Annotated in this window: 20 protein-coding genes; 10 read left to right on the top strand and 10 right to left on the bottom strand. The window is 71.6% G+C overall.

Annotated features, from left to right (window positions below):
* The first annotated feature begins 1 nt into the window (after position 1).
* From BN940_RS07485 to BN940_RS07460, 6 genes are all read left to right on the top strand, one after another.
* The gene (locus BN940_RS07485; RefSeq protein WP_043681681.1) at positions 2 to 343 is read left to right on the top strand and encodes a Na+/H+ antiporter subunit C; all 342 of its coding nucleotides are present in this window, start codon (positions 2 to 4) and stop codon (positions 341 to 343) included.
* On the top strand, positions 340 to 1,989 hold the full coding sequence (locus BN940_RS07480; RefSeq protein ID WP_052355682.1) for a monovalent cation/H+ antiporter subunit D: 1,650 nt from the start codon (positions 340 to 342) through the stop codon (positions 1,987 to 1,989). The genes BN940_RS07485 and BN940_RS07480 overlap by 4 nt, the downstream gene beginning before the upstream one ends.
* Positions 1,986 to 2,474, top strand: coding sequence for a Na+/H+ antiporter subunit E (locus BN940_RS07475; protein ID WP_043681678.1), 489 nt, complete (start codon positions 1,986 to 1,988; stop codon positions 2,472 to 2,474). The genes BN940_RS07480 and BN940_RS07475 overlap by 4 nt, the downstream gene beginning before the upstream one ends.
* Entirely contained in the window at positions 2,471 to 2,755 is a 285-nt protein-coding gene (locus BN940_RS07470; protein WP_043681675.1) for a K+/H+ antiporter subunit F, read from the top strand. Before BN940_RS07475 ends, BN940_RS07470 begins: the two co-directional genes overlap by 4 nt.
* Positions 2,752 to 3,075 (top strand): monovalent cation/H(+) antiporter subunit G, encoded by a 324-nt coding sequence (gene mnhG, locus BN940_RS07465; RefSeq protein WP_043681672.1) that lies wholly within the window; start codon positions 2,752 to 2,754, stop codon positions 3,073 to 3,075. The genes BN940_RS07470 and mnhG overlap by 4 nt, the downstream gene beginning before the upstream one ends.
* Positions 3,076 to 3,226: 151 nt before the next feature.
* A complete protein-coding gene (locus tag BN940_RS07460) occupies positions 3,227 to 3,631 on the top strand; it encodes a hypothetical protein (protein WP_052355681.1) in 405 nt (134 codons plus the stop codon).
* Between the two features lie 7 nt (positions 3,632 to 3,638).
* Here the strand turns inward: BN940_RS07460 and BN940_RS07455 are convergent, their stop codons facing one another.
* The 6 genes from BN940_RS07455 to BN940_RS07430 are packed head-to-tail and all read right to left on the bottom strand — an operon-like array spanning position 3,639 to position 9,744.
* Positions 3,639 to 5,513, bottom strand: a complete 1,875-nt coding sequence (locus tag BN940_RS07455) for a potassium transporter Kup (RefSeq protein WP_084330566.1) — start codon at positions 5,511 to 5,513, stop codon at positions 3,639 to 3,641.
* Between the two features lie 8 nt (positions 5,514 to 5,521).
* Complete coding sequence (locus BN940_RS07450; protein ID WP_052355680.1) at positions 5,522 to 6,580, bottom strand: sensor histidine kinase; 1,059 nt, start codon at positions 6,578 to 6,580, stop codon at positions 5,522 to 5,524.
* 55 nt (positions 6,581 to 6,635) lie between these two features.
* A complete protein-coding gene (locus BN940_RS07445; RefSeq protein WP_043681669.1) occupies positions 6,636 to 7,310 on the bottom strand; it encodes a response regulator transcription factor in 675 nt (224 codons plus the stop codon).
* A gap of 54 nt (positions 7,311 to 7,364) precedes the next feature.
* The gene (locus tag BN940_RS07440) at positions 7,365 to 7,988 is read right to left on the bottom strand and encodes an ExbD/TolR family protein (protein WP_148304918.1); all 624 of its coding nucleotides are present in this window, start codon (positions 7,986 to 7,988) and stop codon (positions 7,365 to 7,367) included.
* 1 nt (position 7,989) lies between these two features.
* Complete coding sequence (locus BN940_RS07435) at positions 7,990 to 8,910, bottom strand: MotA/TolQ/ExbB proton channel family protein (protein ID WP_420864850.1); 921 nt, start codon at positions 8,908 to 8,910, stop codon at positions 7,990 to 7,992.
* Positions 8,911 to 8,919: 9 nt separating this feature from the next.
* Positions 8,920 to 9,744 carry an energy transducer TonB gene (locus BN940_RS07430; protein WP_043681666.1) on the bottom strand — a complete coding sequence of 275 codons (825 nt, stop codon included), beginning with the start codon at positions 9,742 to 9,744 and terminating at the stop codon, positions 8,920 to 8,922.
* A gap of 265 nt (positions 9,745 to 10,009) precedes the next feature.
* On the opposite strand from BN940_RS07430, the gene BN940_RS07425 reads away from it, so the two are divergent.
* From BN940_RS07425 to BN940_RS07410, 4 genes are read left to right on the top strand one after another with little or no spacing between them, the layout of a single operon-like run.
* The gene (locus BN940_RS07425; RefSeq protein ID WP_043681663.1) at positions 10,010 to 11,173 is read left to right on the top strand and encodes a COG1470 family protein; all 1,164 of its coding nucleotides are present in this window, start codon (positions 10,010 to 10,012) and stop codon (positions 11,171 to 11,173) included.
* Positions 11,174 to 11,223: 50 nt separating this feature from the next.
* A complete protein-coding gene (locus BN940_RS07420; protein ID WP_084330565.1) occupies positions 11,224 to 12,240 on the top strand; it encodes an ABC transporter ATP-binding protein in 1,017 nt (338 codons plus the stop codon).
* Positions 12,237 to 13,205, top strand: coding sequence for an ABC transporter permease (locus BN940_RS07415; RefSeq protein WP_043681660.1), 969 nt, complete (start codon positions 12,237 to 12,239; stop codon positions 13,203 to 13,205). The genes BN940_RS07420 and BN940_RS07415 overlap by 4 nt, the downstream gene beginning before the upstream one ends.
* A gap of 60 nt (positions 13,206 to 13,265) precedes the next feature.
* Positions 13,266 to 15,074 carry a solute carrier family 23 protein gene (locus BN940_RS07410; protein WP_043681658.1) on the top strand — a complete coding sequence of 603 codons (1,809 nt, stop codon included), beginning with the start codon at positions 13,266 to 13,268 and terminating at the stop codon, positions 15,072 to 15,074.
* Between the two features lie 94 nt (positions 15,075 to 15,168).
* Here the strand turns inward: BN940_RS07410 and BN940_RS07405 are convergent, their stop codons facing one another.
* From BN940_RS07405 to BN940_RS07395, 4 genes are read right to left on the bottom strand one after another with little or no spacing between them, the layout of a single operon-like run.
* A complete protein-coding gene (locus tag BN940_RS07405) occupies positions 15,169 to 17,397 on the bottom strand; it encodes a two-component system response regulator (protein WP_242404286.1) in 2,229 nt (742 codons plus the stop codon).
* Positions 17,394 to 18,419 (bottom strand): response regulator, encoded by a 1,026-nt coding sequence (locus tag BN940_RS19500; RefSeq protein ID WP_198408296.1) that lies wholly within the window; start codon positions 18,417 to 18,419, stop codon positions 17,394 to 17,396. The genes BN940_RS07405 and BN940_RS19500 overlap by 4 nt, the downstream gene beginning before the upstream one ends.
* Positions 18,320 to 20,494: a hybrid sensor histidine kinase/response regulator gene (locus BN940_RS07400; protein WP_198408295.1), complete on the bottom strand. Its 2,175-nt coding sequence runs from the start codon at positions 20,492 to 20,494 to the stop codon at positions 18,320 to 18,322. Before BN940_RS07400 ends, BN940_RS19500 begins: the two co-directional genes overlap by 100 nt.
* Complete coding sequence (locus tag BN940_RS07395) at positions 20,479 to 21,324, bottom strand: substrate-binding periplasmic protein (RefSeq protein ID WP_043686259.1); 846 nt, start codon at positions 21,322 to 21,324, stop codon at positions 20,479 to 20,481. Before BN940_RS07395 ends, BN940_RS07400 begins: the two co-directional genes overlap by 16 nt.
* Positions 21,325 to 21,496: the final 172 nt, after the last annotated feature.

Raw genomic sequence — 21,496 nt, 5'->3', positions numbered from 1 at the left:
CATGGAATGGATACTGGCGCTGGCGATCGGCGTGCTCGCGGGTTCGGGGGTCTGGCTGCTGCTGCGGCCGCGCACCTTCCAGTTCATCATGGGGCTGGCGCTGCTGGCCTACGCGGTCAACCTGTTCATCTTCGCCATGGGACGGCTGCGGCTGGACGCCCCGCCGGTCATCGACCCGGCCTGGGCCGAGCCGGCGCGCTACGCCGATCCCCTGCCCCAGGCGCTGGTGCTGACCGCCATCGTCATCGGCTTCGCCACCACGGCGCTGTTCCTGGTGGTGCTGCTGGCCTCGCGCGGGATGAGCGACACCGACCACGTGGACGGCGAGGAACACCGCCGATGAGCCTCTGGCTGCAACACCTGCCGGTCCTGCCGGTCCTGATCCCCCTGCTCGCGGCGGCGCTGATGCTGCTCACCCGCGACGGCCAGCGGCGGCTGCGCGTGACGCTGGGCGCGACCGCGCTCGGCCTGATGGCGCTGAGCGCCCTGATGCTGGTGCGCGCCACCCAGGGCATCGGCGCGCCGCACTGGCCCGGCGGCGTGGGCGTCTACCTGCTGGGCAACTGGCCCGCGCCCTTCGGCATCGTGCTGGTGGCCGACCGCCTGTCCGCGCTGATGCTGGGCCTGACGGCGGTGCTGGGCCTGTGCGCCTGGATCTACGCCACGGCCCGCTGGGACCGGGCGGGCAGCCATTTCCACGCCCTGTTCCTGCTCATCATGATGGGCCTGAACGGCGCCTTCCTGACGGGCGACCTGTTCAATCTCTTCGTCTTCTTCGAGATCCTGCTGACCGCCTCCTACGGCCTGATGCTGCACGGCTCGGGCAAGCGCCGGGTCGGCGCCGCCCTGCACTACATCGCCATCAACCTGATCGCGTCCTTCCTGCTGCTGGTGGCCATCGCCCTGATCTACGGCCTCACCGGCACGCTGAACCTGGCCGACCTGTCGGTGCGCGCGCTGGCGCTGCGCGGCGCGGACCGGCAGCTGTTCGACAGCGCGGCGGCGATCCTGGGGGCCGCCTTCCTGATCAAGGCCGCCGCCTGGCCGCTGAACTTCTGGCTGCCCAACGCCTACGCCGAAGCCAGCGCCCCGGTGGCCGCGCTGTTCGCCATCATGACCAAGGTCGGCATCTACGCCCTGCTGCGCATCGGCTCGCTGCTGCTGCCGGCCGGCGCCCCGGCGGCCTTCGGCGGCGCCTGGATGTTTCCCGCGGGGATCGCCACCCTGGCCTTCGGCACCCTGGGCATGCTCGCCAGCACCCAGGCGCGGCGCATCGCCGCCTACGCCATCATCACCTCCTCGGGCACGCTGTTCGCCGCCCTGGGCATGCCCGGCGCCACCCTCACCGGCCCGGCCCTGTACTACCTGCTCAGCTCGGTCCTGGCGCTGGGCGCCCTGTTCCTGCTGCTGGAGCTGACCGAGCGCAGCCAGTCCTTCGGCGCCGACATGCTGGCCATCACCCAGGAAGCCTTCGAGAGCGACGACCCCGACGCCGCCGACCTGAGCGGCCAGGCGGTGGGCGTGCCGCTGCCGGCCACCATGGCCTTCCTGGGCCTGAGCTTCTTCGCCTGCGCTCTGCTGATCATCGGCCTGCCGCCGCTCTCGGGCTTCGTGGCGAAATTCTCGCTGCTGTCGGCCGCGCTGCGCACCGCCGAATACGGCGCCCCCACCCTCAACGTCTGGCTGCTGGTGGCAGCCGTGCTGACCTCGGGCGTGGCCGGGCTGATCGCCCTGGGCCGCTGCGGGGTGCGCCTGTTCTGGGTGCCCGAGGACCTGCACGTCCCGGCCCTGCGGCTGAACGAGGCCCTCCCCATCCTGGTGCTGCTGGCGGCCTGCATCCTGCTGACGGCGCAGGCCGGCTCGGTGATGGCCTACCTGGAGGACACCGCCTGGTACCTGGACCAGCCGGGCCGCTACGTCGAAGCGGTGCTGGGACAGGATCCGCACCTCTTCCCCGCCGCCGGCGACGCCCCGGGAGGCGCGCGATGAAACGCCTGCTGCGCGCCCTGCCGCTGGCCTGCCTGCTGCTGATCCTCTGGCTGGTGCTGAACGACAGCCTGTCGGCGGGCCACCTGATCCTGGGCGCGGTCATCGCCCTGGCGCTCGCGCTGCTGGCCCCGATCCTGCGCCCGGTGCGCGCGCGCCTGTCGCATCCGCTCACCGCCCTGCGCCTGGCCGGGCACGTGGCCGCCGACATCGCCCGCTCCAACCGCGACGTCGGCCTGCTCATCCTGCGCGGCCCCCGGAGCGGCGCCCGGCCGGGGTTCCTGGACATCCCGCTGCGCATCCGCGACCCCCACGGCCTGGCGACGCTGGCCTGCATCGTCACCTTCACCCCGGGCACCGTCTGGGCCGGCCACGATCCCGACAGCAACGTGCTGACCCTGCACGTGCTGGACCTGAGCGATCCCCAGGGCCTGACCCGCATCATCCAGGACCGCTACGAACGCCCCCTGATGGAGATCTTTGAATGAGCGCGACGATACTGTACTGGGCCGGCGGCTTCGCCCTGCTGTGCTTCACCCTGGGACTGGGCTGCGCCGCCATCCGCCTGATCCGGGGCCCCGGGGCGGAGGACCGGGTCCTGGCGCTGGACACCCTCTACATCAACGGCATGCTGATCCTGCTGGTGCTGGGCCTGCGCTTCGAGGCCGGCCTGTACTTCGACGTGGCGCTGCTGATCGCGCTGTTCGGCTTCGTCGGCTCGTCCGCCCTGGCCAAGTTCCTGCTGCGCGGCGAGGTGATCGAGCCATGACCGGACTGCCCCTGTGGGCCGCCGTGCCGGTGGCCCTGCTGCTCGTCCTGGCGGGCATCGTCACCCTGGTCGGATCGCTCGGCCTGCTGCGCCTGCGCAGCTTCCGCGAGCGCATGCACGCCCCGACCATGGGCATGACGATGGGCGCCTTCTGCGTCGCGCTGGCGGCCACCGTGGTCGCCAGCCTGCTGCAGCACCGGCCCATCTTTCACGAATGGCTGATCTGCCTGTTCCTGTTCATGACGGCGCCGGTCACCGCCATCCTGCTGATGCAGAGCGCCCGCCGCCGCCAGCGCGCGCGCCCGGACGAGTCCGAATGATTTTGTCACACTTGCGCTAGGGGAAACCCGTACACTGAATCAAAGCCCGCGCACGGATCGAGCGGACCTCGAACGGACCGCGCGCGCGACGAAAAGAGTCCCTGTACCGGGCCGGGAACCGCCCGGGATCCTCTCGCAAGGAGTGTCCATCATGCATCGTACCTTCCACACGCCTCTGCGCGCCGCCCTGCTGGCCACCGGCCTGGGCTGCGCCGCCCTGCTCGCCCCCGCCGCGCAGGCCGCGGGCACGCAGGCGCGGAGCCAGTACCAGCAGGACGTGGCGCGCTGTCACAGCACGCCGGGCATCGACGTGCAGGCCTGCCTGAAGGAAGCCGGCGCCGCCGCCCAGGCCGCGCGCCAGGACGCGCTGACCCAGCCCGCGCCGCAGGTGGAATCGCGCAACCGCAGCGAGCGCTGCGACCGCCTGCCCGCCGGCCAGCGCGAGGACTGCATGACCCTGATGAACGACGCCAACGCGCGCACGCAGGGCTCGGTCCAGGGCGGCGGCATGCTGCGCGAAACCACGATCACGATCCCGGCGCCCGCCGGCTCCTGAGCGGGCCCTAGAGCTCCATCTGCATGCCCATCTCCACCACGCGGTTGGGCGGAATCTTGTAGAACCGGGTGCTGCGGCTGGCATTGCGCGCCATGAAGGCGAACAGATGCCGCCGCCAGCTCTGGTACCAGGGCAGGCGGCGCACCACGATCACGGTCTGGCGCGACAGGAAATACGAAGTCTGCATGGGTTCGAGGTTCAGTTCCGGCACCTCCTGCCCGATCTGCTCAACCACCTGGGGCACGTTCGGCTCCTGCTTGAAGCCCCAGCGCGCCACGGCCTGCCACGCGCCGCGGCTGACCCGCTCGATCCGCACCCGCTCGCCGAAAGGCACGTAGGGCACGTCGGCCACCTCGATCGTGAGGAACAGCGCCTGCTCGTGCAGGACCTTGTTGTGTTTCAAATTGTGCAGCAGCGCGGGCGGCACCGTGCCGACGATCATGCTCATGAACACCGCCGTGCCCGGCACGCGGGTGGGCGGATAGGCCTCCAGGGATTCCATGAAGCTGGCGAGCGGCTGCTGGTCTCCCGCCAGCGTGTCGTGCACCTGCTGGCGCCCCTGCTTCCAGGTCACCATCAGCGTCAGCAGGCCGATGCCCACCACCAGCGGCAGCCAGCCGCCCTCGTGCAGCTTGAGCGTGTTGGACGAGAACAGCAGCACGTCGATCGTCAGGAACAGCGAAATCAGCGCCAGCCAGGCCAGGCGGCGCAGGCCGCGCGCATGGCGGGGCAGCACGGCGAACGCCAGCAGCGAGGTCATCAGCATCGTGCCGGTGACGGCGAAGCCGTAGGCGTGCGCCAGGCGGTCGGAAGAGCCGAACGACAGCGTCAGGACCAGCACCGCCAGCAGCAGCAGCCAGTTCACGCGCGGCAGGTAGATCTGCCCTTCCTCGCGCGCCGAGGTGTGCTGGATCACCATGCGCGGCCAGTAGCCCAGCTGCACCGCCTGGCGCGTCATGGAAAACGCGCCCGAGATCACCGACTGCGAGGCGATCACCGTGGCCAGCGTGGCCAGCGCCACCAGCGGGATCAGGCCCCAGTCGGGCGCCAGCAGGAAGAAGGGATTGCGGATGGCCTCCGGGTCGCTCAGCAGCAGCGCGCCCTGGCCGAAATAGCACAGGACGAGCGCCGGCAGCACCAGGGAGAACCAGGCGCGACGGATGACCGGGCCGCCGAAATGCCCCATGTCGGCGTACAGCGCCTCGGCGCCGGTCAGCGCCAGGACGAGCGCGCCCAGCGCCAGGAAGGTCTCCCAGGGGGCGTCGCCGATGAAGCGCGCCGCCCAGACCGGATTGACCGCCTGGAGGACCTCGGGCTGGCCGACGATGCGCCAGGCGCCCAGGCCCCCCAGCACCAGGAACCAGCATAGCATCACCGGCCCGAAGAGCTTGCCCACCGCGCCGGTGCCGCGCGACTGGAACATGAACAGCGCCAGCAGCACGACCACCGAGATCGGCACCACCCAGGCGTCCAGCCGGTGCGAGACGATGCCGATGCCTTCGACGGCGGACAGGACGGAGATCGCGGGGGTGATCATGCTGTCGCCGTAGAACAGGCTGGCGCCGATCAGTCCCAGCAGGGCCAGGCGCCAGCGGGAAGGCCCGCTGCGGCCGCGCAGGGCGAGCTCCATCAGGGCCAGCGTGCCGCCCTCGCCACGGTTGTCGGCGCGCAGGATGCAGGTCACGTATTTCAGCGACGCCACCAGGATCAGCATCCAGAACAGGATCGACAGCATCCCCAGGACGTGCTCGACGTCGGGGCGGCCCGCGCCCGAGAGGGCGACCTTCATCGTGTACAGCGGACTGGTGCCGATGTCCCCGTAGACGACGCCCAGGGCGCCGATCAGCAGGGCGGCCCGCGGATTGTCTTTCTGCATGCTCATACTCTGTGCTATTCGGCCCGCGTGAGGCAGGCGCCCAGCCGGGGGCCGGGGAAGACGAGGGACACCCGCGTGCCGGGAAACGCGGGCCGGCTGGCGATTTTCCACCAGGCGCCGTGCGCGCGCGCGATCTCGCGCACGATGGCCAGCCCCAGGCCCGAGCCGCCCTGGCCCGCGTCGGCGGCGCGGTAGAAGGCCTCGAAGACGCGGTCCAGGTCCTCGGCGCGGATGCCGGCGCCGTCGTCCTCGACGGAAAACGAGGGCGGATTGGCCATGACGCGCAGCACGATGCGCCGCGCGCCCAGGCCGTAGCGCAGGGCGTTGTCGATCAGGTTGCCCAGCAGTTCCTCCAGCAGCACCGGGTCGCCGTCCACCCAGACCGGGTCCTCGGGCGCCACCAGCTGCAGGTCGATGGCGCGCTCGCGCGCGCGCCCCAGCCATTCGGCGCCCGCCTGGCGCATCCATTCGCACAGGTCCAGGCGCACGAAGCTGTCCCGCGGCCGCACCGCGTGCTCGGCGCGCGCCAGCACCAGCAGCTGCTGGCCCATGCGGATCATGTGGTCGGTCACGGACTTGATGCGCCCGGCGCGCACGCGGATGTCCTCGGGCAGATCCTGGCCGAGCATGAGCTCGGACTCGACCTTCAGACCCGCCAGGGGGGTGCGCAGCTGGTGCGCCGCGTGGCCGATGAAGCGGCGCTGGGCCTGCACCGAATCGTCCAGGCGCACCAGCAGGTCGTTGAAATGCAGGACCAGCGGCGCGATCTCGCCGGGCAGGCCGGCCAGGTCGAGCGGCTGCAGGTCCTCGATGGAGCGCTGGCGGATGTCGTCGGCCAGGCGGTTGATGGAGGCCAGCTCGGAACGGATGCCGGAAATCAGGACCCAGACGAACAGCGCCACCAGCAGGCCCTGGGTCAGCATCATGGTCCAGAACAGGTCGCGCAGCAGCCAGGGCTGGGGACGGATCACGCCAGTCATGAACCAGGTGGCCAGCAGATCGATGGCCACCAGAATGAAAAAGGCCGGCAGCAGCCGGCGAACCAGGCGGCGGGCGAGCGAGTCCCGGGGCATCAGGCGCTCGACCAGACCCGGCGCCCCGCGGCCGGAAGGCGGGCCGGCGGTGGACTCAGGCGGCACGATCGACGTCGAGCAGGTAGCCGAAGCCGCGCACCGTCTGGATGCTGGTCCCGGTGCCGTCGAGCCGCTTGCGCAGGCGGTAGACGTAGACTTCGACCGCGTTCTCGCTGAAATCGGCATCCCAGGCCGACAGGGAATTGACGATCTGCTGCTTGGTCACCACCCGGCCGGGCCGCGCCATCAGCATTTCCAGCACCGAGAGTTCGCGCACGGACAGGGCCAGGCGCTTGCCGTCCACCCGGATCTGGCGCCCCACGGTGTCGAAGGACAGGGGGCCGCATTCCAGGATGGTCTGGGCCTGGCCCGCGCGGCGGCGGGCGAGCGCCCGTACCCGGGCGGCGAGTTCTGGCAGCTCGAAGGGCTTGGTGACGTAGTCGTCGGCGCCGGCGTCCAGGCCGGCGACGCGGTCGTCCAGGCCGTCGCGCGCCGTGAGGATCAGCACCGGCACCTGGGATCCGCCTTCGCGCAGCCGCTGCAGGACTTCCAGGCCGCTCAGGCCGGGCAGGTTCAGGTCGAGCAGCAGCAGATCGTAGGCCTGCCCGGCGAGCGCGCCTTCGACGCGGTCGCCGGACCTCAGCCAATCGACGGCATAGCCCTGGCCGCCCAGGAATTCCTGCAGGGCGTGGCCGAGGGTGGCGTCGTCTTCGATGACCAGGACTCTCATGACGGTGATTCTAGCCTGAAGCGGTCACGCCGCGTCACCGCTGGAGGGCCTGCGTTACATAGTTGACGGTTGCTTGAACGCCTGGAACGCGCGTTCAGCCGCCGCCGGGGGCCGGCGCGGCGGCGGGCGGCGCCGCGGGAGGCTGCGCGGACGCGGCGGGAGCCGGGGCCGGCGCGGCCGGAGTGGCCGGGCGGGCCGGTGCTCCGGAGGCGCCCGCGGCGGCGGGCGCGGAGGCGGCGCCTTCGGCCGCCGCGGCGGGGCCGCCTGCCCCGGCGTGGTGACGAAGCCCAGGCGCTTCATGCCCGCCTGGCGCGCCGCCCCCATGATCCGCGCCAGCAGGCCGTAGCGGGTCTCCACGTCGGCGCGGATGCGGACTTCGGGCTGGGGATCGGCCGTCGCCTCGCTGGCGAAGCGGGCCTGCAGGTCTTCCTCGGCGATCGGCTGCTCGTTCCAGAACAGCGCTCCGGACGGATCGATGGCGAGATCGATCACTGCGGGCTTCTGCTCCACCGGCTGGGCGGTGACCTGCGGCACGTTGATGCGGATCGAGTGGCTCAGCAGCGGCGCGGTGATGATGAAGATCACCAGCAGCACCAGCATCACGTCGATCAGCGGCACCATGTTGATCTCGGACATGGTGGTGCCCGGTCCCTTGGAATCGAAGCTGCCGAACGCCATGTCAGGCTCCCCGGTGGCTGGCCAGGCTGATGGTGCGGCCGTTGCGCTCGTGGCTGCCGTCGGCCACCTGCTGGCCGGTGGTCAGGAAGGTGAACAGGTCGTGCGCGAAGGCGTCGAGCTGCGCCAGGTAGACGCGGTTGACGCGCACGAAGGCGTTGTAGCCCAGCACGGCGGGAATGGCGACCGCCAGGCCCAGGCCGGTCATGATCAGGGCCTCGCCCACGGGGCCGGCGATGCGGTTGATGGTGACGCCGTCGGTCATGCTGATGCTGAGCAGGGCGTGATAGACGCCCCACACCGTGCCGAACAGGCCGACGAAGGGCGCGGTCGAGCCCACCGAGGCCAGCACCGTCAGGCCGTTTTCCAGGCGCGCGGTCTCCTCGTCGATGACCTTGCGGATGGTGCGCGTCACGAAGGCCGCCGTCGAGCCGCTTTCCTCCAGCTTGAGCGCGCCGTACTTGGTGTGGTGCTTCTGCGCGTGGATGGCGTGGCTGGCCAGGTGGGCGAAGGGCTCGTCCGCGCCGTGCGTGGAGATCTCGTTTTCCACCTGCTCCAGGGAGCTGGCGGCCCAGAATTCCGACAGGAACTTGCGCGAACGACGGCGGATGCGCAGGTGCGTCAGGCCCTTGGCCAGGATCAGGTACCAGCTCGCCAGGGACATCAGCATCAGGAAGACGAACAGGGACTTGCCCACCGCGTCGCTCTGGCCGATGAAATGCAGCACCCCCTGGCCGCCGGTTTCCACGGCGCCGGCCGCCAGCGCCGCCTGGGCGGCCGTCGCCGTCCCCGTGGCGGCCGCGGTCGCCGCCACGTCGGCGGCCGCCGACACCGCCGGCGCCGCGTGCGCGGCGGCCTGCGCGGCATCCGGCCCCGCGGCCTGGGCGAGCGTCAGCGCCGCGCTTGCGATCAGATCGAGCATCATGTTCCTGTCCTATAAGACGAAATCGAAAGGAATGTCCACCAGCGCCTTGTAGGCGATGCCGTTTTCCGTGTACGGACGGAAACGCGCCTGGCGCATGGCCTCCACCGCCGCCTCGTCGAGGCGCGCATACCCCGAGGACGTGCGCACCGAGACGTTGGCCACCTGGCCCAGCGGAGAAATCAGCACGCGCAGCACCACCCGCCCCTGCTCGCCGCGGCGCTGCGAGATGCGCGGATACACCGGGCTGGGCCGCTTGCCCAGATAGTCCACCTGGCCGATGGCGCGGGGCCGGTCGGGATCGACGGCGCGCGGCTCGCCGCGCGCCTCGGAGGCCTGGCGCGCGCCGCCCGCCGCGGCGTCCCGCGCCACGCTGACCTGCGGCGCGGGCGGCACCGGCCTGGGCTGCGGCTTCGGTTCCGGCCTGGGCCGGGGTTTCGGCTTGGGCTTGGGCTTGGGTTCCGGCTTCGGCTCCGGTTTGGGCTCGGGCGGAGGCGGCTCGGTGATGGATTCGGGTTCGGGCGTCTCGACGACCGGCTCGGGCTCGGGTTCGGGCTCCGGCTCGACCACGGGTTCGGGCTCGGGTTCGACCACGGGCTCGGGTTCCGGCTCGGGCGGCGTTTCCACCGGCGGCGGCTCGGCCGCGGCCACGGGTTCGGGCTCGATGGCGGGGCCCAGCTCGACGAACTGCACGTCCAGCGCCTCGGGCTGGCCCAGGGCCACCTCGACCACCGGCGCCGACAGCACCATGGCGAGCACGGCCGCATGCAGCCCCAGGGCCGTGCAGGCGGCGACGATCTTCAGCGGGGCAAGACGCGAGGTGAAACCGGAGGACATGGACCAGCGGACAGCAGGGGCGAAAGCGTGATGTTAGCAGGAATGATAACGGTTCTCAATACAAGGATGGCGGTGAGGTCATGATGCGGCGGTGCCGAGGAATGACAAGGAGGGCGACAAGGAGGCTGCCGAAGGCATCCGCCGTCCGCCCGGAAACAAAAAAACACATTTTTCTTGAAACTCGGAGCCGTCCCGGCTGGTCCCTTCGTCTGGAGACCGGATCCGGACCGGGCAGATCAACCTGAACGAAAAGCCGAACGACACCATGTCCAGACACCTCGCATTGTGGGTCGCCGCCTTGTGCGCCCTGAGCTTCCAGACCGCCGCGCCGGCCGCGGAAACCGCGCCGCCCGGCATCGACCTGTCCACCGACTACCCCGCCCTGACCCTGAAGGCCGGAGAGACCTCGACCATCGCCCTGCAGCTGCGCAACCGCGCCACCCCGCCCGAGCGGCTGGCGCTGTCGGTGGAGGGCGTGCCCGCGGGCTGGAAGGCCACCCTGCTGGGCAACGGCCGCCCCGTCGAAGCGGCCATGCCTGGCAGCGATGATACGCTGCCGCTGCAACTGCAGCTTGACATTCCGCAAGGCGGCGCGGAATCGCGCCATACCCTGACCGTGCACGCCGACGGCGCCCAGCGGCGCCTGAGCCTGCCCATCGAGGTCGCCCTGGCCGACCAGCTGCCCGCCCAGCTGTCGATCCAGCCCGAACTGCCGCAGCTGACCGGCTCGGCCCGCACCGCCTTCGACTATCAATTGACGGTGAAGAACGCCAGCGGCCACGATGTCCTGGCGAGCCTGGCGGCGCGGGCTCCGCAGTATTTCGACACGTCCTTCACCGAGGGCTACGGCACCCAGCAGATCAGCGCCGTCCCCGTGAAGGCCGGCGAATCCAAGACCGTCAAGCTGCACGTGCGCCCGCCCGCATCAGCGCAATCGGGCGAGCATTCGATCGAAGTCGAGGCCGCCGCCGACGGCGTCCGGGCGAGCACGGTCCTGAAACTCGACATCACCGGCCAGCCGGCGCTGGACCTGGCGGGCCGCGACGGGCTGATGAGCACCGACGCGCAGATCGGCGACACCCGCGCCATGCCGCTGGTGCTGCGTAACGGCGGCACCGCCGCCGCCCGCGACATCGCGCTGGAGGGCACGGCGCCCGAGGGCTGGAAGATCGAATTCGAGCCCGCGCGCATCGCCCTGCTGGAGCCGGGCAAGACCGCCGAAGTCCAGGCCCGCATCACGCCCTCGGCCCAGTCCCTGTCGGGCGACTACATGGTCAAGCTGCACGCGCGCTCGGCCGGCCAGTCGGCCGACGGCGACCTGCGCGTCTCGGTCACGACCTCGGCCCTGTGGGGGGTCAGCGGCGCCATCCTGATCGCCGTGGCCCTGCTCGCGCTGCTTGGCGCGGTGGCGCGCTACGGCCGCCGCTGAACGGGCCGTCCGCCATGATGCCCGCCCCGACACCCGCCATGCCATCGGCCATGTCATCCGCCCCGCCACCCGCCCTGTCATCCGCCCGCACGCCCGCCGCGGGCCCGTCCGGCCGCCCCGTCCCGGCTCCGGACGCGCCGGCCATCGACGTCCGCGGGCTGGGCAAGGACTACGGCGGCCGCGCCGTGGTCCAGACCCTGAACTTCCAGGTGCGGCCCGGCGAAGTCTTCGGCCTGCTCGGCCCCAACGGCGCCGGCAAGACCACCACGATCCTGATGCTGCTGGGCCTGACCGAGGCCACGCGCGGCCAGGTGCGCGTGCTGGGCGAAGACCCCTGGCGCAATCCGCTGGCCGTCAAGCGCCAGGTCGGTTACATGCCCGATTCGGTCGGCTTCTACGACCACCTGAGCGCGCGCGACAACCTGCGCTACACCGCCCGCCTGCTGGGCATCCCGCGGCAGGAACGGGACGGGCGGATCGCCGAGGCGCTGGAGCGCGTCGGCCTGCTGGACCGCATCGACCAGCGCGCGGGCACGTTTTCCCACGGCATGCGCCGCCGCCTGGGCCTGGCCGAGATCCTGCTCAAGCGGGCCGCCATCGCCATCCTGGACGAACCCACCTCCGGCCTGGACCCGCAGTCCACCGAGGCGTTCCTGCGCATGATCGAAGCCCTGCGCGAGGACGGCGTCACCGTGCTGCTGTCCTCGCACCTGCTGGACCAGATGCAGCGCATCTGCGACCGGGTCGCCCTGTTCAACGCCGGGCGCATCGCCCTGATGGGCCCGGTCCGGGACCTGGCCCGCCAGGTGCTGGGCGGCCACAGCCACGAGGTCCACCTCCACGCCGACGGCCCCGAGCTGCGCTCCGTCCTGGCCGCGGTCCCCGGCGTGGGCGGCGTGCGCGTCCAGGGCCCGGGGCACTACGTCCTGCAGGCCGAGAGCGACGTGCGCGCCCAGGCCGCCCAGGCGGCGGTCCTGGCGGGCGCGCAGCTGCGCGACCTGGCCGTGGACACCCCCAGCCTGGACCGCATCTACCGTCAGACCTTCACCGAGGACACCCCGACATGAGCACGACCCGCATCGGCTCGCCCTGGCACGGCCTGGGCGCCGTCCTGTCCAAGGAACTCGCCGACCACCTGGGCAGCGCGCGCATGCGGCTGCTGGAATGGCTGGTCGTGCTGACCGCGGCGGCCGCCCTGTACGGCGCCATCGAAGGCATCCGCCAGACGACCGCCTCGGACCCCTTCGTGTTCCTGCGCCTGTTCACCGATGCGCGCGCGCCCCTGCCCTCCTTCGCCGCCCTGCTGGGCTTCCTGATCCCGCTGCTCGCCATCGGCCTGGGGTTCGATGCCATCAACGGCGAATACGGCCGCCGCACCCTGAGCCGCATCCTGTCGCAGCCCCTCTACCGCGACGCCCTGCTGCTGGGCAAGTTCCTCGCCGGCCTGGCCGCGCTGGCCATCAGCCTGGTCTGCCTGTGGCTGCTGGTCATGGGCGCCGGCCTGATCCTGCTGGGCGTGCCGCCCAGCGGCGAGGAAGTCGTGCGGTCCCTGGCGTTCCTGCTCGCCGCGCTGGCCTACGCCGGCGTCTGGCTGGCCGTCGCCCTGCTGTGCTCGGTGCTGTTCCGCTCGGCCTCGACCTCGGCGCTGGTCGCCCTGGGCCTGTGGCTGTTCTGCGCCCTGCTGTGGCCCATGCTGGCTCCCGCGCTGGCCCGCGCCATCGCCCCGCCCGACCTGGCGACCCTGATGGGCGGCGGACTGGACCTGCACGCCCTGGCCTGGCAGAACGGCCTGCTGCACGTCTCGCCCGCCACCCTGTTCAACGACACCGCCATCACCCTGCTGAACCCGTCCACCCGCAGCCTGGGGCCGGTGTTCCTGTCGCAGCTGCAGGGCGCCCTGCTGGGCAGCCCGCTGCCGCTGTCCGAAAGCCTGGCGATCGTCTGGCCGCAGTTCACCGGCCTGATCGCGGCGGTCGTGCTGCTGTTCACCCTGGCGTACATCGCGTTCCAGCGGCAGGAGGTGCGCGCCTGAGGAAGCCCGCGGGGGGGCGGGTGATACACTCGCGGGCACCCAACCCGGAACCCGCCCGCCATGGCTCGCCCATCCCGCCCGTCCCGCCTGCAGCTTCCCGCCCTGCCCCGCTTCAAGCGCCCTCCCGAACTGCTGTACGCCGTCGACGAGCGGCCCCCGGCGGCGACGCTGGCCAGCCTGGCGCTGCAGCACGTCGCCACCGCGCTGACGCTGATCGCCTACGTGCTGGCGGCCGCCAAGATCGGCCACCTGGACGCCGCGACGACCCAGGCCATGGTCACGGCCACCATCCTGGGCATGGCGGCCTCGACCTTCCTGCAGGCCTGGGGCGGACGGCTGGGCTCGGGCATGCTGCTGGTCCACATCCCCGATCCGCTGCTGGTCGCCCTGTCGGGCATGCTGGCCGCCCAGTACGGCCTGGGCGGCCTGGTGCTGGTCGGCCTGATCAACGGCGTGGTGGCGCTGGGCACCGGCTCGCTCATGCCGTACCTGCGCACCATCCTGCCGCCCACCGTGGCCGGCATCATCGTCTGCGTGGCCGGCCTGTCGCTCATCGAGCCGGCCCTGCGGCACGTCACCGGGCTGGCGGAAAGCGGCGGCCTGGACGGCGCCGACATCCTGATCGGCGCGGCCACCCTGGCGACGATCGTGGGCCTGTCGATCTGGGGCAGCCAGCGCGGCAAGCTGGCCGCGCTGCTGGGCGGCCTGCTCGCCGGCCTGGCCGTGTCGGCCCTCACCGGCAAGCTGCACGGCTGGGAAGCGCTCGCCAGCGCCCCGGTGTTCGGCCTGCCGCACCCGCCCATGCCCGTCTTCGACATCGACGCCGGCATCCTGGTGGCCGTCGCCGTGCTCGCGCTCATGACCCAGCTGGACGTCTTCGGCTGCGTGGTGCTGCTGCACAAGATGAACGATTCCGACTGGCGCCGCCCCGACATGCGCATGATCAGCGGCGGCATGCGCGCCTGCGGCCTGGGCAACATCGTGGGCGCCTGGCTGGGCGCCCTGCCCAACGTCGCCTCGTCGGCCAACATCGCGCTGGCGCACATCAGCCGCTCGACCTCCCGCTGGATCGGGCTGCTCACCGCCCTGCTGCTGGCCCTGATCGCCTTCCTGCCGCAGGCCTCGCTGGCGCTGACCCTGATCCCGACCGCCGTCATCGGCGCCATCGAGATCTACGCCGCCGCCTACCTGATCGTCTCGGGCATCGAGCTGATCGCCTCGCGCGCCCTGGACTCGCGCGGCATCTTCATGATCGGCCTGTCCTTCGTGCTCGGCATGGGCGTGATCCTGATGCCGGAACTCGCCGGCCGCGCCCCCGAATCGCTGCGTTTCGTGGTCGGCAACGGCATCATCGTCGCCGGCCTGAGCGCCATCGCGCTGAATCTGCTGTTCCGCCTGGGGATCTCGCGCCAGGCGCAGCAATCCTTCGACGAGGCCGTCGGCGCCGCGGCCGACACGGTCATCCACGTCGCGGCCGAGCCGATCCAGCGGGTGGTGGACTTCGTCGAGACGCAGGGGGCCGCCTGGAGCGCCCGGCGCGACGTGGTGCGGCGCGCCGCCCAGGCCGCGCTGGAGGCCGCCGAAGCCATCCAGAGCGGCGGCGGACGGCGGCTGCGCGGCATCCGCGGCAGTTTCGACGAACACAATCTGGACATCGAGCTGCTGCACGACGGGCCCGAACTCAAACTGGGCGGCCACGCGGCCCATGCGCCGGCCGACCTGCTCGACATCGACGACGCCGCCTTCCAGCACGCGCTGGACCAGGCCCTGTCGGGGATCTCGGGCATCATGCTGCGCGGCCTGGCCGACCGCCTGCAGTCGGGCCGGCGCGACGGGCTGACCTACCTGCGCCTGCACTTCGACCACTGAGCCGGAGCCGCATCCGGGTCCGCATTCCGGGCCGCGTCCGGGGCCGGACCGCCTCGCCGGTTCGCCTGGCCGCGCAGCGGCGCCGCCCGCGGCTTCAGACGGACAGCAGCCCGGCCAGGGGATGGCCGGGCGCGAAGCGCAGGTCCAGCGCCTCGGCGGCGGGCACCGGCCGGCCGATCAGATAGCCCTGGATCAGGTCGCAGCCCAGGCGCTGCAGGCGGGCCAGCTGCTCGGGGGTCTCGACCCCCTCGGCGACGATGTCCAGCTCCAGGCTGTGGCCCAGCGCGATGATCGCCGTGACGATGGACACGTTGCCGGGATTGGTCTCCAGGTCGCGGACGAACGACATGTCGATCTTCAGCCGGTGCACCCGGAGGTGCTGGAGATAGGACATGGAGGAATAGCCCGTGCCGAAGTCGTCGATCGACAGGCGCACGCCCAGGCCGCGCAGCGTCTCCAGGGTGGCGATGGCGCGGCTGCGGTCGGCCATCAGGCAGCTCTCGGTGATTTCGAGTTCCAGCCGGCCGGGCGCCAGCCCGTTTTCCCGCAGCACGGCCTGCACCGAATCGACGAAGCCCTCGCTGCCCAGCTGCAGCGCGGACAGGTTCACGGCGACGTAGCCCGGCGCCCGGCCCTCGTCGAGCCAGGCGCGCATCTGGCGGCCGACCTCGCGCAGGACCCAGTTGCCCAGCGGCACGATCAGGCCGCTTTCCTCGGCCAGGGCGATGAACGCGCCCGGCGCGATCAGGCCGCGCTCGGGGTGCTGCCAGCGCACCAGCGCCTCCAGCCCCGTCACCGCGCGCTCGTACAGGTGCAGCTGCGGCTGGTAGTGCACGCGGAACTCGCCGCGCTCCAGCGCGCGGCGCATCTCGGCCTCCAGCGACAGGCGCTCCCGGGCGCGCAGCATGATCTCCGGCGAGAAGAAGCGCAGGCTGCCGCGCCCGTCCGCCTTGGCCTGGTGCAGCGTCGCGTCCACCCGGCTGAGCAGTTCGTCGGCCGTCGCGCCGTCCTCGGGATAGAGCGCCACGCCGATGCTCGCGCTCACGTAGATCGCCTGGCCGTCCAGGACGAAGGGCGCCGCCAGGGCGTCGAGCATGCCCTGGCCCGCCAGGGCCACGCCCCGTTCGCCCTGGTCGCGGTCCAGGATGACGTAGAACTCGTCGCCGCCGACCCGCGCCAGGGCGTCGCGCTCGGGCAGCAGGCCGCGCAGCCGCTGCGCCACCTCGACCAGCACCCGGTCGCCGGGCCCGTGCCCCAGGGTCTCGTTGATGGCGGCGAACTTGTCCAGGTCCAGGCACAGCAGGGCGAAGCGCATGGCGGCGTGCTGGGCCATCTGGATGGAGTGGGCCAGCAGTTCCGCGAACAGCACCCGGTTGGGCAGTCCGGTCAGCGGGTCGCGGTGCGCCAGGATGCGGTATTTTTCCTCGCTCACGCGCAGCAGGGCGGTGCGCTGCGCCACCAGGTCCTCCAGGAAGCGGCGCAGGCGCGCGAGTTCGAGATGGGCCCGCACCCGCGCGCGCACCTCCTCGATGTCGAAGGGCTTGGTCACGTAGTCGGCCGCCCCCAGGGCGAAGCCGCGCACCTTGTCGCGCGTGTCGTCGATCACGGTGACGAACATCACCGGGATGCGCTGGCCGGCCGGCGTGGACTTGATGCGCCGGCAGACTTCGTAGCCGTCCATCCCCGGCATCACCACGTCGAGCAGGACCAGGTCGGGCGGCGCCGGCCCCTGCACGATCTCCAGCGCCCGGGCGCCGTCGCCGGCCACCAGGATGCGGAATTCGTCGCGCAGGGCGGCCAGCAGCTCGTGGATGTTCTCGGGCACGTCGTCCACCACCAGCAGCGTCGGCAGCGGCGCGCCGGCCGCCTGCAGCGCGAGGTCGAACGCCGCCGGCATGCGGCGGTAGCGCCTGAGCTCGAGCTGGTTCCTGACCCGCACCCGGAACAGTTCCGGATTGATGGGCTTGGTGACGTAGTCCGCCGCCCCCATCAGCAGGCCGCGCGCCGCGTCCGCCGCCTCGGCCAGGGCGGTCACGAAGATGACCGGGATGTCCGCCGTCGCCGCGTCCTGCTTCAGGGCCGCCAGCACCTCGTAGCCGTCCATGTCCGGCATCTGGATGTCGAGCAGGATCAGGTCGGGCCGCGGCTCGCGCCGCGCCAGTTCCAGGGCCTTGCCGCCGCTGGTGGCGGCGGAGATGGCGTATTCGTCGCGGAACATGCCGACCAGCGTGTGCAGGTTCACGGACGCGTCGTCGACGATCAGCAGCCGGGGGCGCCCGCCGGCGCGGGCGGGCGATCCGGCCGCGGGAGGGTTCGGGATCACGGGGCGTCCTCCGGGGGAATGGGCAGGGATGCCAGCAGGGCCAGCGCGGCATCGAGCTCGAAGCGGTCGATGCGCGCGGCGATCTCGCGCACGGCCGGCTGCAGGGGCGTGCCGGCCGCGCCCCGGTCCAGCTCGTCGAGCAGCGGCTCGACGGCCCCCAGGTCGGTGCCGAGCGCCCGCCGCAGGCGCTCGACCAGGGCGCGCAGCGCGGCGGGCGTCGGCGGCACGGCGGGCGCCGGCGGCGGCGCCTCGTCCGCCAGCGAATCGATGTCCGCCAGCACGCCGCGCAGGAGCGTTTCGGCCGCGTCCAGCTGCGCGGCGTCGGGCACCTGGTCCTGCTTGAGCAGCGCGTCGATCTCGGACACGTGGGCGAACAGCGCGCGCGCGCCGAGATTGCCGGCCACGCCCTTCAGGGCATGGCAATGCGCCTCGGCCGCCGCCGTGTTCTCCTGCGCCAGCAGTTCCCGCAATGTCTCGATGGCGCCGCCGTACTGCGCGCGGAAGCGGCGCAGCTGCTTGCGGTAGGGCGCGGGCCGGCCGCCGATGCGGCGCACGCCGTCGGCCGCGTCGAGGTGCCCGAGGGCCAGCAGGTCCGCGGGCAGGCGCGGCGGCCCGCCCGCATGCTCGCCCCCATGCCCGCCCGGCCCGGCGGGCGTCCCGCCCGGCTCGGCGCCGGGAACCGGGAGGCCGGGGGCCTTCATCCAGCGGGAGATCGTCGCCAGCAGGTGGTCGGGGTCGATCGGCTTGGCGATGTGGTCGTTCATGCCGGCGTCCTGGCTGGCCTGCGCGTCGGAGGCCATGGCCAGCGCCGTCATGGCGATGATCGGCAGCTCGGCGAACCGCGCGCCGCCCGGCGCCTGGCCCAGGCGGCGGATGCGGCGGGCCGCCTGCAGGCCGTCCATGACCGGCATCTGGATGTCCATCAGCACGGCATCGTAGTGCTTGCGCTGGATCCGCTCGACCGCCTCCTGCCCGTTGACCGCCTCGTCCACCGCCACGCCCTCGCCGCGCAGCAGCTCCACCGCGAATTCGCGGTTGATGTCGTTGTCCTCGACCAGCAGGATCCGGGCGCCGGCCAGGCCGGCGCGCCCCGCCCGCGCCCCGGCCCGGGCGCCCCGGCGCCCGCGTCCGGCAGCGTGCCGCGCCCCAGCACGGTCAGCATCGTGTCCAGCAGCGAGGACGGGGACACCGGCTTGATCAGGAAGCCGTCCATGCCGGCCTGGTTCGCCCGGCGCATCACGTCCTCGCTGCCGTAGGCGGTGACCATGACGATCTTCGGCTGGTGCGCGATGCAGGGATCGGCGCGGATGCGCCGGGCGGCCTCGTCGCCGTGCATGCCGGGCATGCGCCAATCCATCAGCACCAGGTCGTACGGCTGGCCGCCGGCCTGCCGGAGCATGGTCAGCGCCTGCGCGCCATGGCTGGCGGTGCTCACGTCGACCTGGAAGAACATCAGCATGTCGGACAGGATTTCCAGCGATACCGGATTGTCGTCCACCACCAGCACGCGCCAGCCCTGCAGCCGGGGTCCGGCCCGCTCCAGCAGTTCGCGCTGCCGGGCCTGGGCCTGCCGCGCCACGGCCAGCCTGGCGGTGAAGCAGATCGTCGTGCCGTGCCCCGGCGCGGAGGATTCCACCCACAGGTGCCCGCCCATCAGGTCCGCCAGGCTGCGGCAGATCGCCAGGCCCAGGCCCGTCCCGCCGTAGCGGCGCGTCGTGGACTGGTCGGCCTGGGTGAATTTCTGGAACAGTTCGTGGATCTGGCCCGGCTCCATGCCGATGCCGGTGTCGCGCACGCAGACCTGGATCCTGACGCCCTCCTCGTCCCGCTCCAGGCAATGCAGGGCCAGCTCGACCTCGCCCTGCTCGGTGAACTTGACGGCGTTGCCGCACAGGTTGAGCAGCACCTGGCCCAGGCGCAGGGGGTCGCCCACCAGCAGGGTCGGAATGGCCGGATCGTGCCGGATCAGCAGCTCGATGCCCTTGGCGTCGGCCTGCAGGCCGACGGCGTCCACCAGCCGCTCCAGCACCAGTTCCAGGTCGAATTCGACCTGCTCGATGGCGAGCTTGCCGGCTTCGAGCTTGGAAAAATCCAGGATGTCGTTGATGATGCCCAGCAGCGACTGCGCGGCGCCCTGGGCCTTGACCAGCCGGCCGCGCGCGCTGGCCGGCATGTCTTCCTTGAGAACCAGGTACAGCATCCCCAGGATGGCGTTCATCGGCGTGCGGATCTCGTGGCTCATGGTGGCCAGGAAGTCGGATTTCACGCGCGTGGCGGATTCGGCGGTCTCCTTGGCCCGCTGCAATTCCCGGGTCCGCGCCGAGACGATGGATTCCAGGTCGTGGTTCAGCGCATCGAGCTCGCGCATCGAGGCCGACAGGCGCAGGCGGCTCTCGCGGAAGGCGTCCACCAGCTCGCCCAGCTCGTCGGAATACGGATAGGACAGCGGCTCGGCCGCGGTGTCGTCAGTGCCGAAGCGCCAGTTCTTCACCGCGGACACGACGGCCGCCAGCGTGTTCGACAGGCGGTAGCGGATCGTCCAGACGAACAGCAGCCACAGCACGCCGCTGAGCACCACCGAATTGAGCAGCGCCACCGCGAAGCCGTACTTGAGCCGGTCCCAGATCACCGAGGGCGCCGCATGCAGCCGCAGCACGCCGAGCAGCTGCAGCTCGCCGCCCGCCGTGGCGTGGCGCAGCGGCGTGGCGGCCGACTGCCCGTGCACGAAGAACACCGGCTCGGGCGCATCGGCGGATTCGCGCGGCCAGCCGCTGTCGGCCAGGAGGGCGCCCTCCGGCGATTCGATGCGCGCGCCGGAGACGATCGCGTTCTGCCGCGCCCCGTCGAGCGCCTTGAGCATCTGGTCCCGGTCGATTTCCCAGACGGCATTGGTCGCGGCGGGCTCGATGGTGCGGCCCAGCGAGTCCAGGTCCTCGGCGATCGCCCGGCTGATGCCGACATACTGGACGGCCAGCTGCACCACCACCATGCCGACGGTCGCCAGGAGATACCAGGGCAGCATGAACCGCAGCAAGCGCCTGGACAGGGTCGATTGCGCCTTCACCCCGGACTCCCCGCGCGTCAACGCCACCACCATCGCGTATCGATTTCCGCCGACCCGGGCGGCAGCAGGGGATTGTCCAGCCGGACGACCCGGCGGTGGCTACGGCCCAGTTCCTCGATCATCGCGGCGTGATGGGCCTCGAACAGCGTGCGCAGGGACCCGTCGGCCAGGGCCGCCCGCAGGCCCCGCTCGATCCGGGCGGCCAGCTGCGCGTCCTGGCGGTTCACCCAGAAATAGATGGGATACGGGAAGAACAGGGCGCGGGTCCGCTCGATGGTCAGCTGGGGATAGGCTTCCTGCCGGGCGGCGAGTTCGACCGCCGCCTCGCCGATCCCCCGGGGCAGCGCGTCGAAGCGGTGCGCGGCCAGCATGCCGAACAGGCTCTCGTAATCCGTGGAAGTCAGCACCGTGTAGCCGTTGGCCCGCATGACGGGCACGTCGGCCCATTGGCTGTTCAGGCCGAAGGTCAGGCTCTTTCTGAACGCCTCGTCGTCCATCCGCGCGATCCGCGCCTGGTCGGACGCCGAAATCAGGAAGACCCGGTAGCCGACGATCCCCCGGGAAATGTCGATCTTGATGGGCAGCATCCGGGCTTCGCGCTCGTCGTTGGTGCCCAGCGCGATGACATCGATCACACCGTCCTGCAGCAGGCTGACGGCCCGGTTCTGCGTCACGTCCTCGGCGAAGGGCCGCAGCCCGAACGCCACGCCCTCGTCCCGCCGGACGTGGTCCAGCGCCAGTTCGAGGACTTTCCAGCGGTATTCGTAGATGGGGCCGACGGGGAAGTAGCTGAGGGTGCGATCCGCCGCGGCCGCCGTCCCGAACGCGCACACCGCGAACATGGCCGGCAGCAGCCTGCGCATGCACATCGCCCATCGCCGGACGCGGGAACCTTCGTTCGTCACCAAGCGTCGCACCCCGATCCTCCCCTGGTTGCCGTCGGATGCGCGGGCCTGATCCCGGCCGGCGCATCGAGGAGGAATCCAGGATAGCACAGGGCATGCAGGATGTATCAAGGGGTCACCCGGCGGTGGG

The organism is Castellaniella defragrans 65Phen (genome assembly GCF_000612685.1).
In the GTDB taxonomy this organism is placed as follows: domain Bacteria; phylum Pseudomonadota; class Gammaproteobacteria; order Burkholderiales; family Burkholderiaceae_B; genus Castellaniella; species Castellaniella defragrans.
This window is presented reverse-complemented; position numbering and strand designations above follow the sequence as displayed.

What these genes read in the sequence shown, in the direction of transcription:
- BN940_RS07485 (WP_043681681.1), top strand. Translation starts at nt 2, where the DNA reads ATGGAATGGATACTGGCGCTGGCGATCGGCGTGCTCGCGGGTTCGGGG.
- BN940_RS07480 (WP_052355682.1), top strand. Translation starts at nt 340, where the DNA reads ATGAGCCTCTGGCTGCAACACCTGCCGGTCCTGCCGGTCCTGATCCCC.
- BN940_RS07475 (WP_043681678.1), top strand. Translation starts at nt 1,986, where the DNA reads ATGAAACGCCTGCTGCGCGCCCTGCCGCTGGCCTGCCTGCTGCTGATC.
- BN940_RS07470 (WP_043681675.1), top strand. Translation starts at nt 2,471, where the DNA reads ATGAGCGCGACGATACTGTACTGGGCCGGCGGCTTCGCCCTGCTGTGC.
- mnhG (WP_043681672.1), top strand. Translation starts at nt 2,752, where the DNA reads ATGACCGGACTGCCCCTGTGGGCCGCCGTGCCGGTGGCCCTGCTGCTC.
- BN940_RS07460 (WP_052355681.1), top strand. Translation starts at nt 3,227, where the DNA reads ATGCATCGTACCTTCCACACGCCTCTGCGCGCCGCCCTGCTGGCCACC.
- BN940_RS07455 (WP_084330566.1), bottom strand. Translation starts at nt 5,513, where the DNA reads ATGAGCATGCAGAAAGACAATCCGCGGGCCGCCCTGCTGATCGGCGCC.
- BN940_RS07450 (WP_052355680.1), bottom strand. Translation starts at nt 6,580, where the DNA reads ATGCCCCGGGACTCGCTCGCCCGCCGCCTGGTTCGCCGGCTGCTGCCG.
- BN940_RS07445 (WP_043681669.1), bottom strand. Translation starts at nt 7,310, where the DNA reads ATGAGAGTCCTGGTCATCGAAGACGACGCCACCCTCGGCCACGCCCTG.
- BN940_RS07440 (WP_148304918.1), bottom strand. Translation starts at nt 7,988, where the DNA reads ATGGCGTTCGGCAGCTTCGATTCCAAGGGACCGGGCACCACCATGTCC.
- BN940_RS07435 (WP_420864850.1), bottom strand. Translation starts at nt 8,910, where the DNA reads ATGATGCTCGATCTGATCGCAAGCGCGGCGCTGACGCTCGCCCAGGCC.
- BN940_RS07430 (WP_043681666.1), bottom strand. Translation starts at nt 9,744, where the DNA reads ATGTCCTCCGGTTTCACCTCGCGTCTTGCCCCGCTGAAGATCGTCGCC.
- BN940_RS07425 (WP_043681663.1), top strand. Translation starts at nt 10,010, where the DNA reads ATGTCCAGACACCTCGCATTGTGGGTCGCCGCCTTGTGCGCCCTGAGC.
- BN940_RS07420 (WP_084330565.1), top strand. Translation starts at nt 11,224, where the DNA reads ATGTCATCCGCCCCGCCACCCGCCCTGTCATCCGCCCGCACGCCCGCC.
- BN940_RS07415 (WP_043681660.1), top strand. Translation starts at nt 12,237, where the DNA reads ATGAGCACGACCCGCATCGGCTCGCCCTGGCACGGCCTGGGCGCCGTC.
- BN940_RS07410 (WP_043681658.1), top strand. Translation starts at nt 13,266, where the DNA reads ATGGCTCGCCCATCCCGCCCGTCCCGCCTGCAGCTTCCCGCCCTGCCC.
- BN940_RS07400 (WP_198408295.1), bottom strand. Translation starts at nt 20,494, where the DNA reads ATGGTGGTGGCGTTGACGCGCGGGGAGTCCGGGGTGAAGGCGCAATCG.
- BN940_RS07395 (WP_043686259.1), bottom strand. Translation starts at nt 21,324, where the DNA reads ATGCGCAGGCTGCTGCCGGCCATGTTCGCGGTGTGCGCGTTCGGGACG.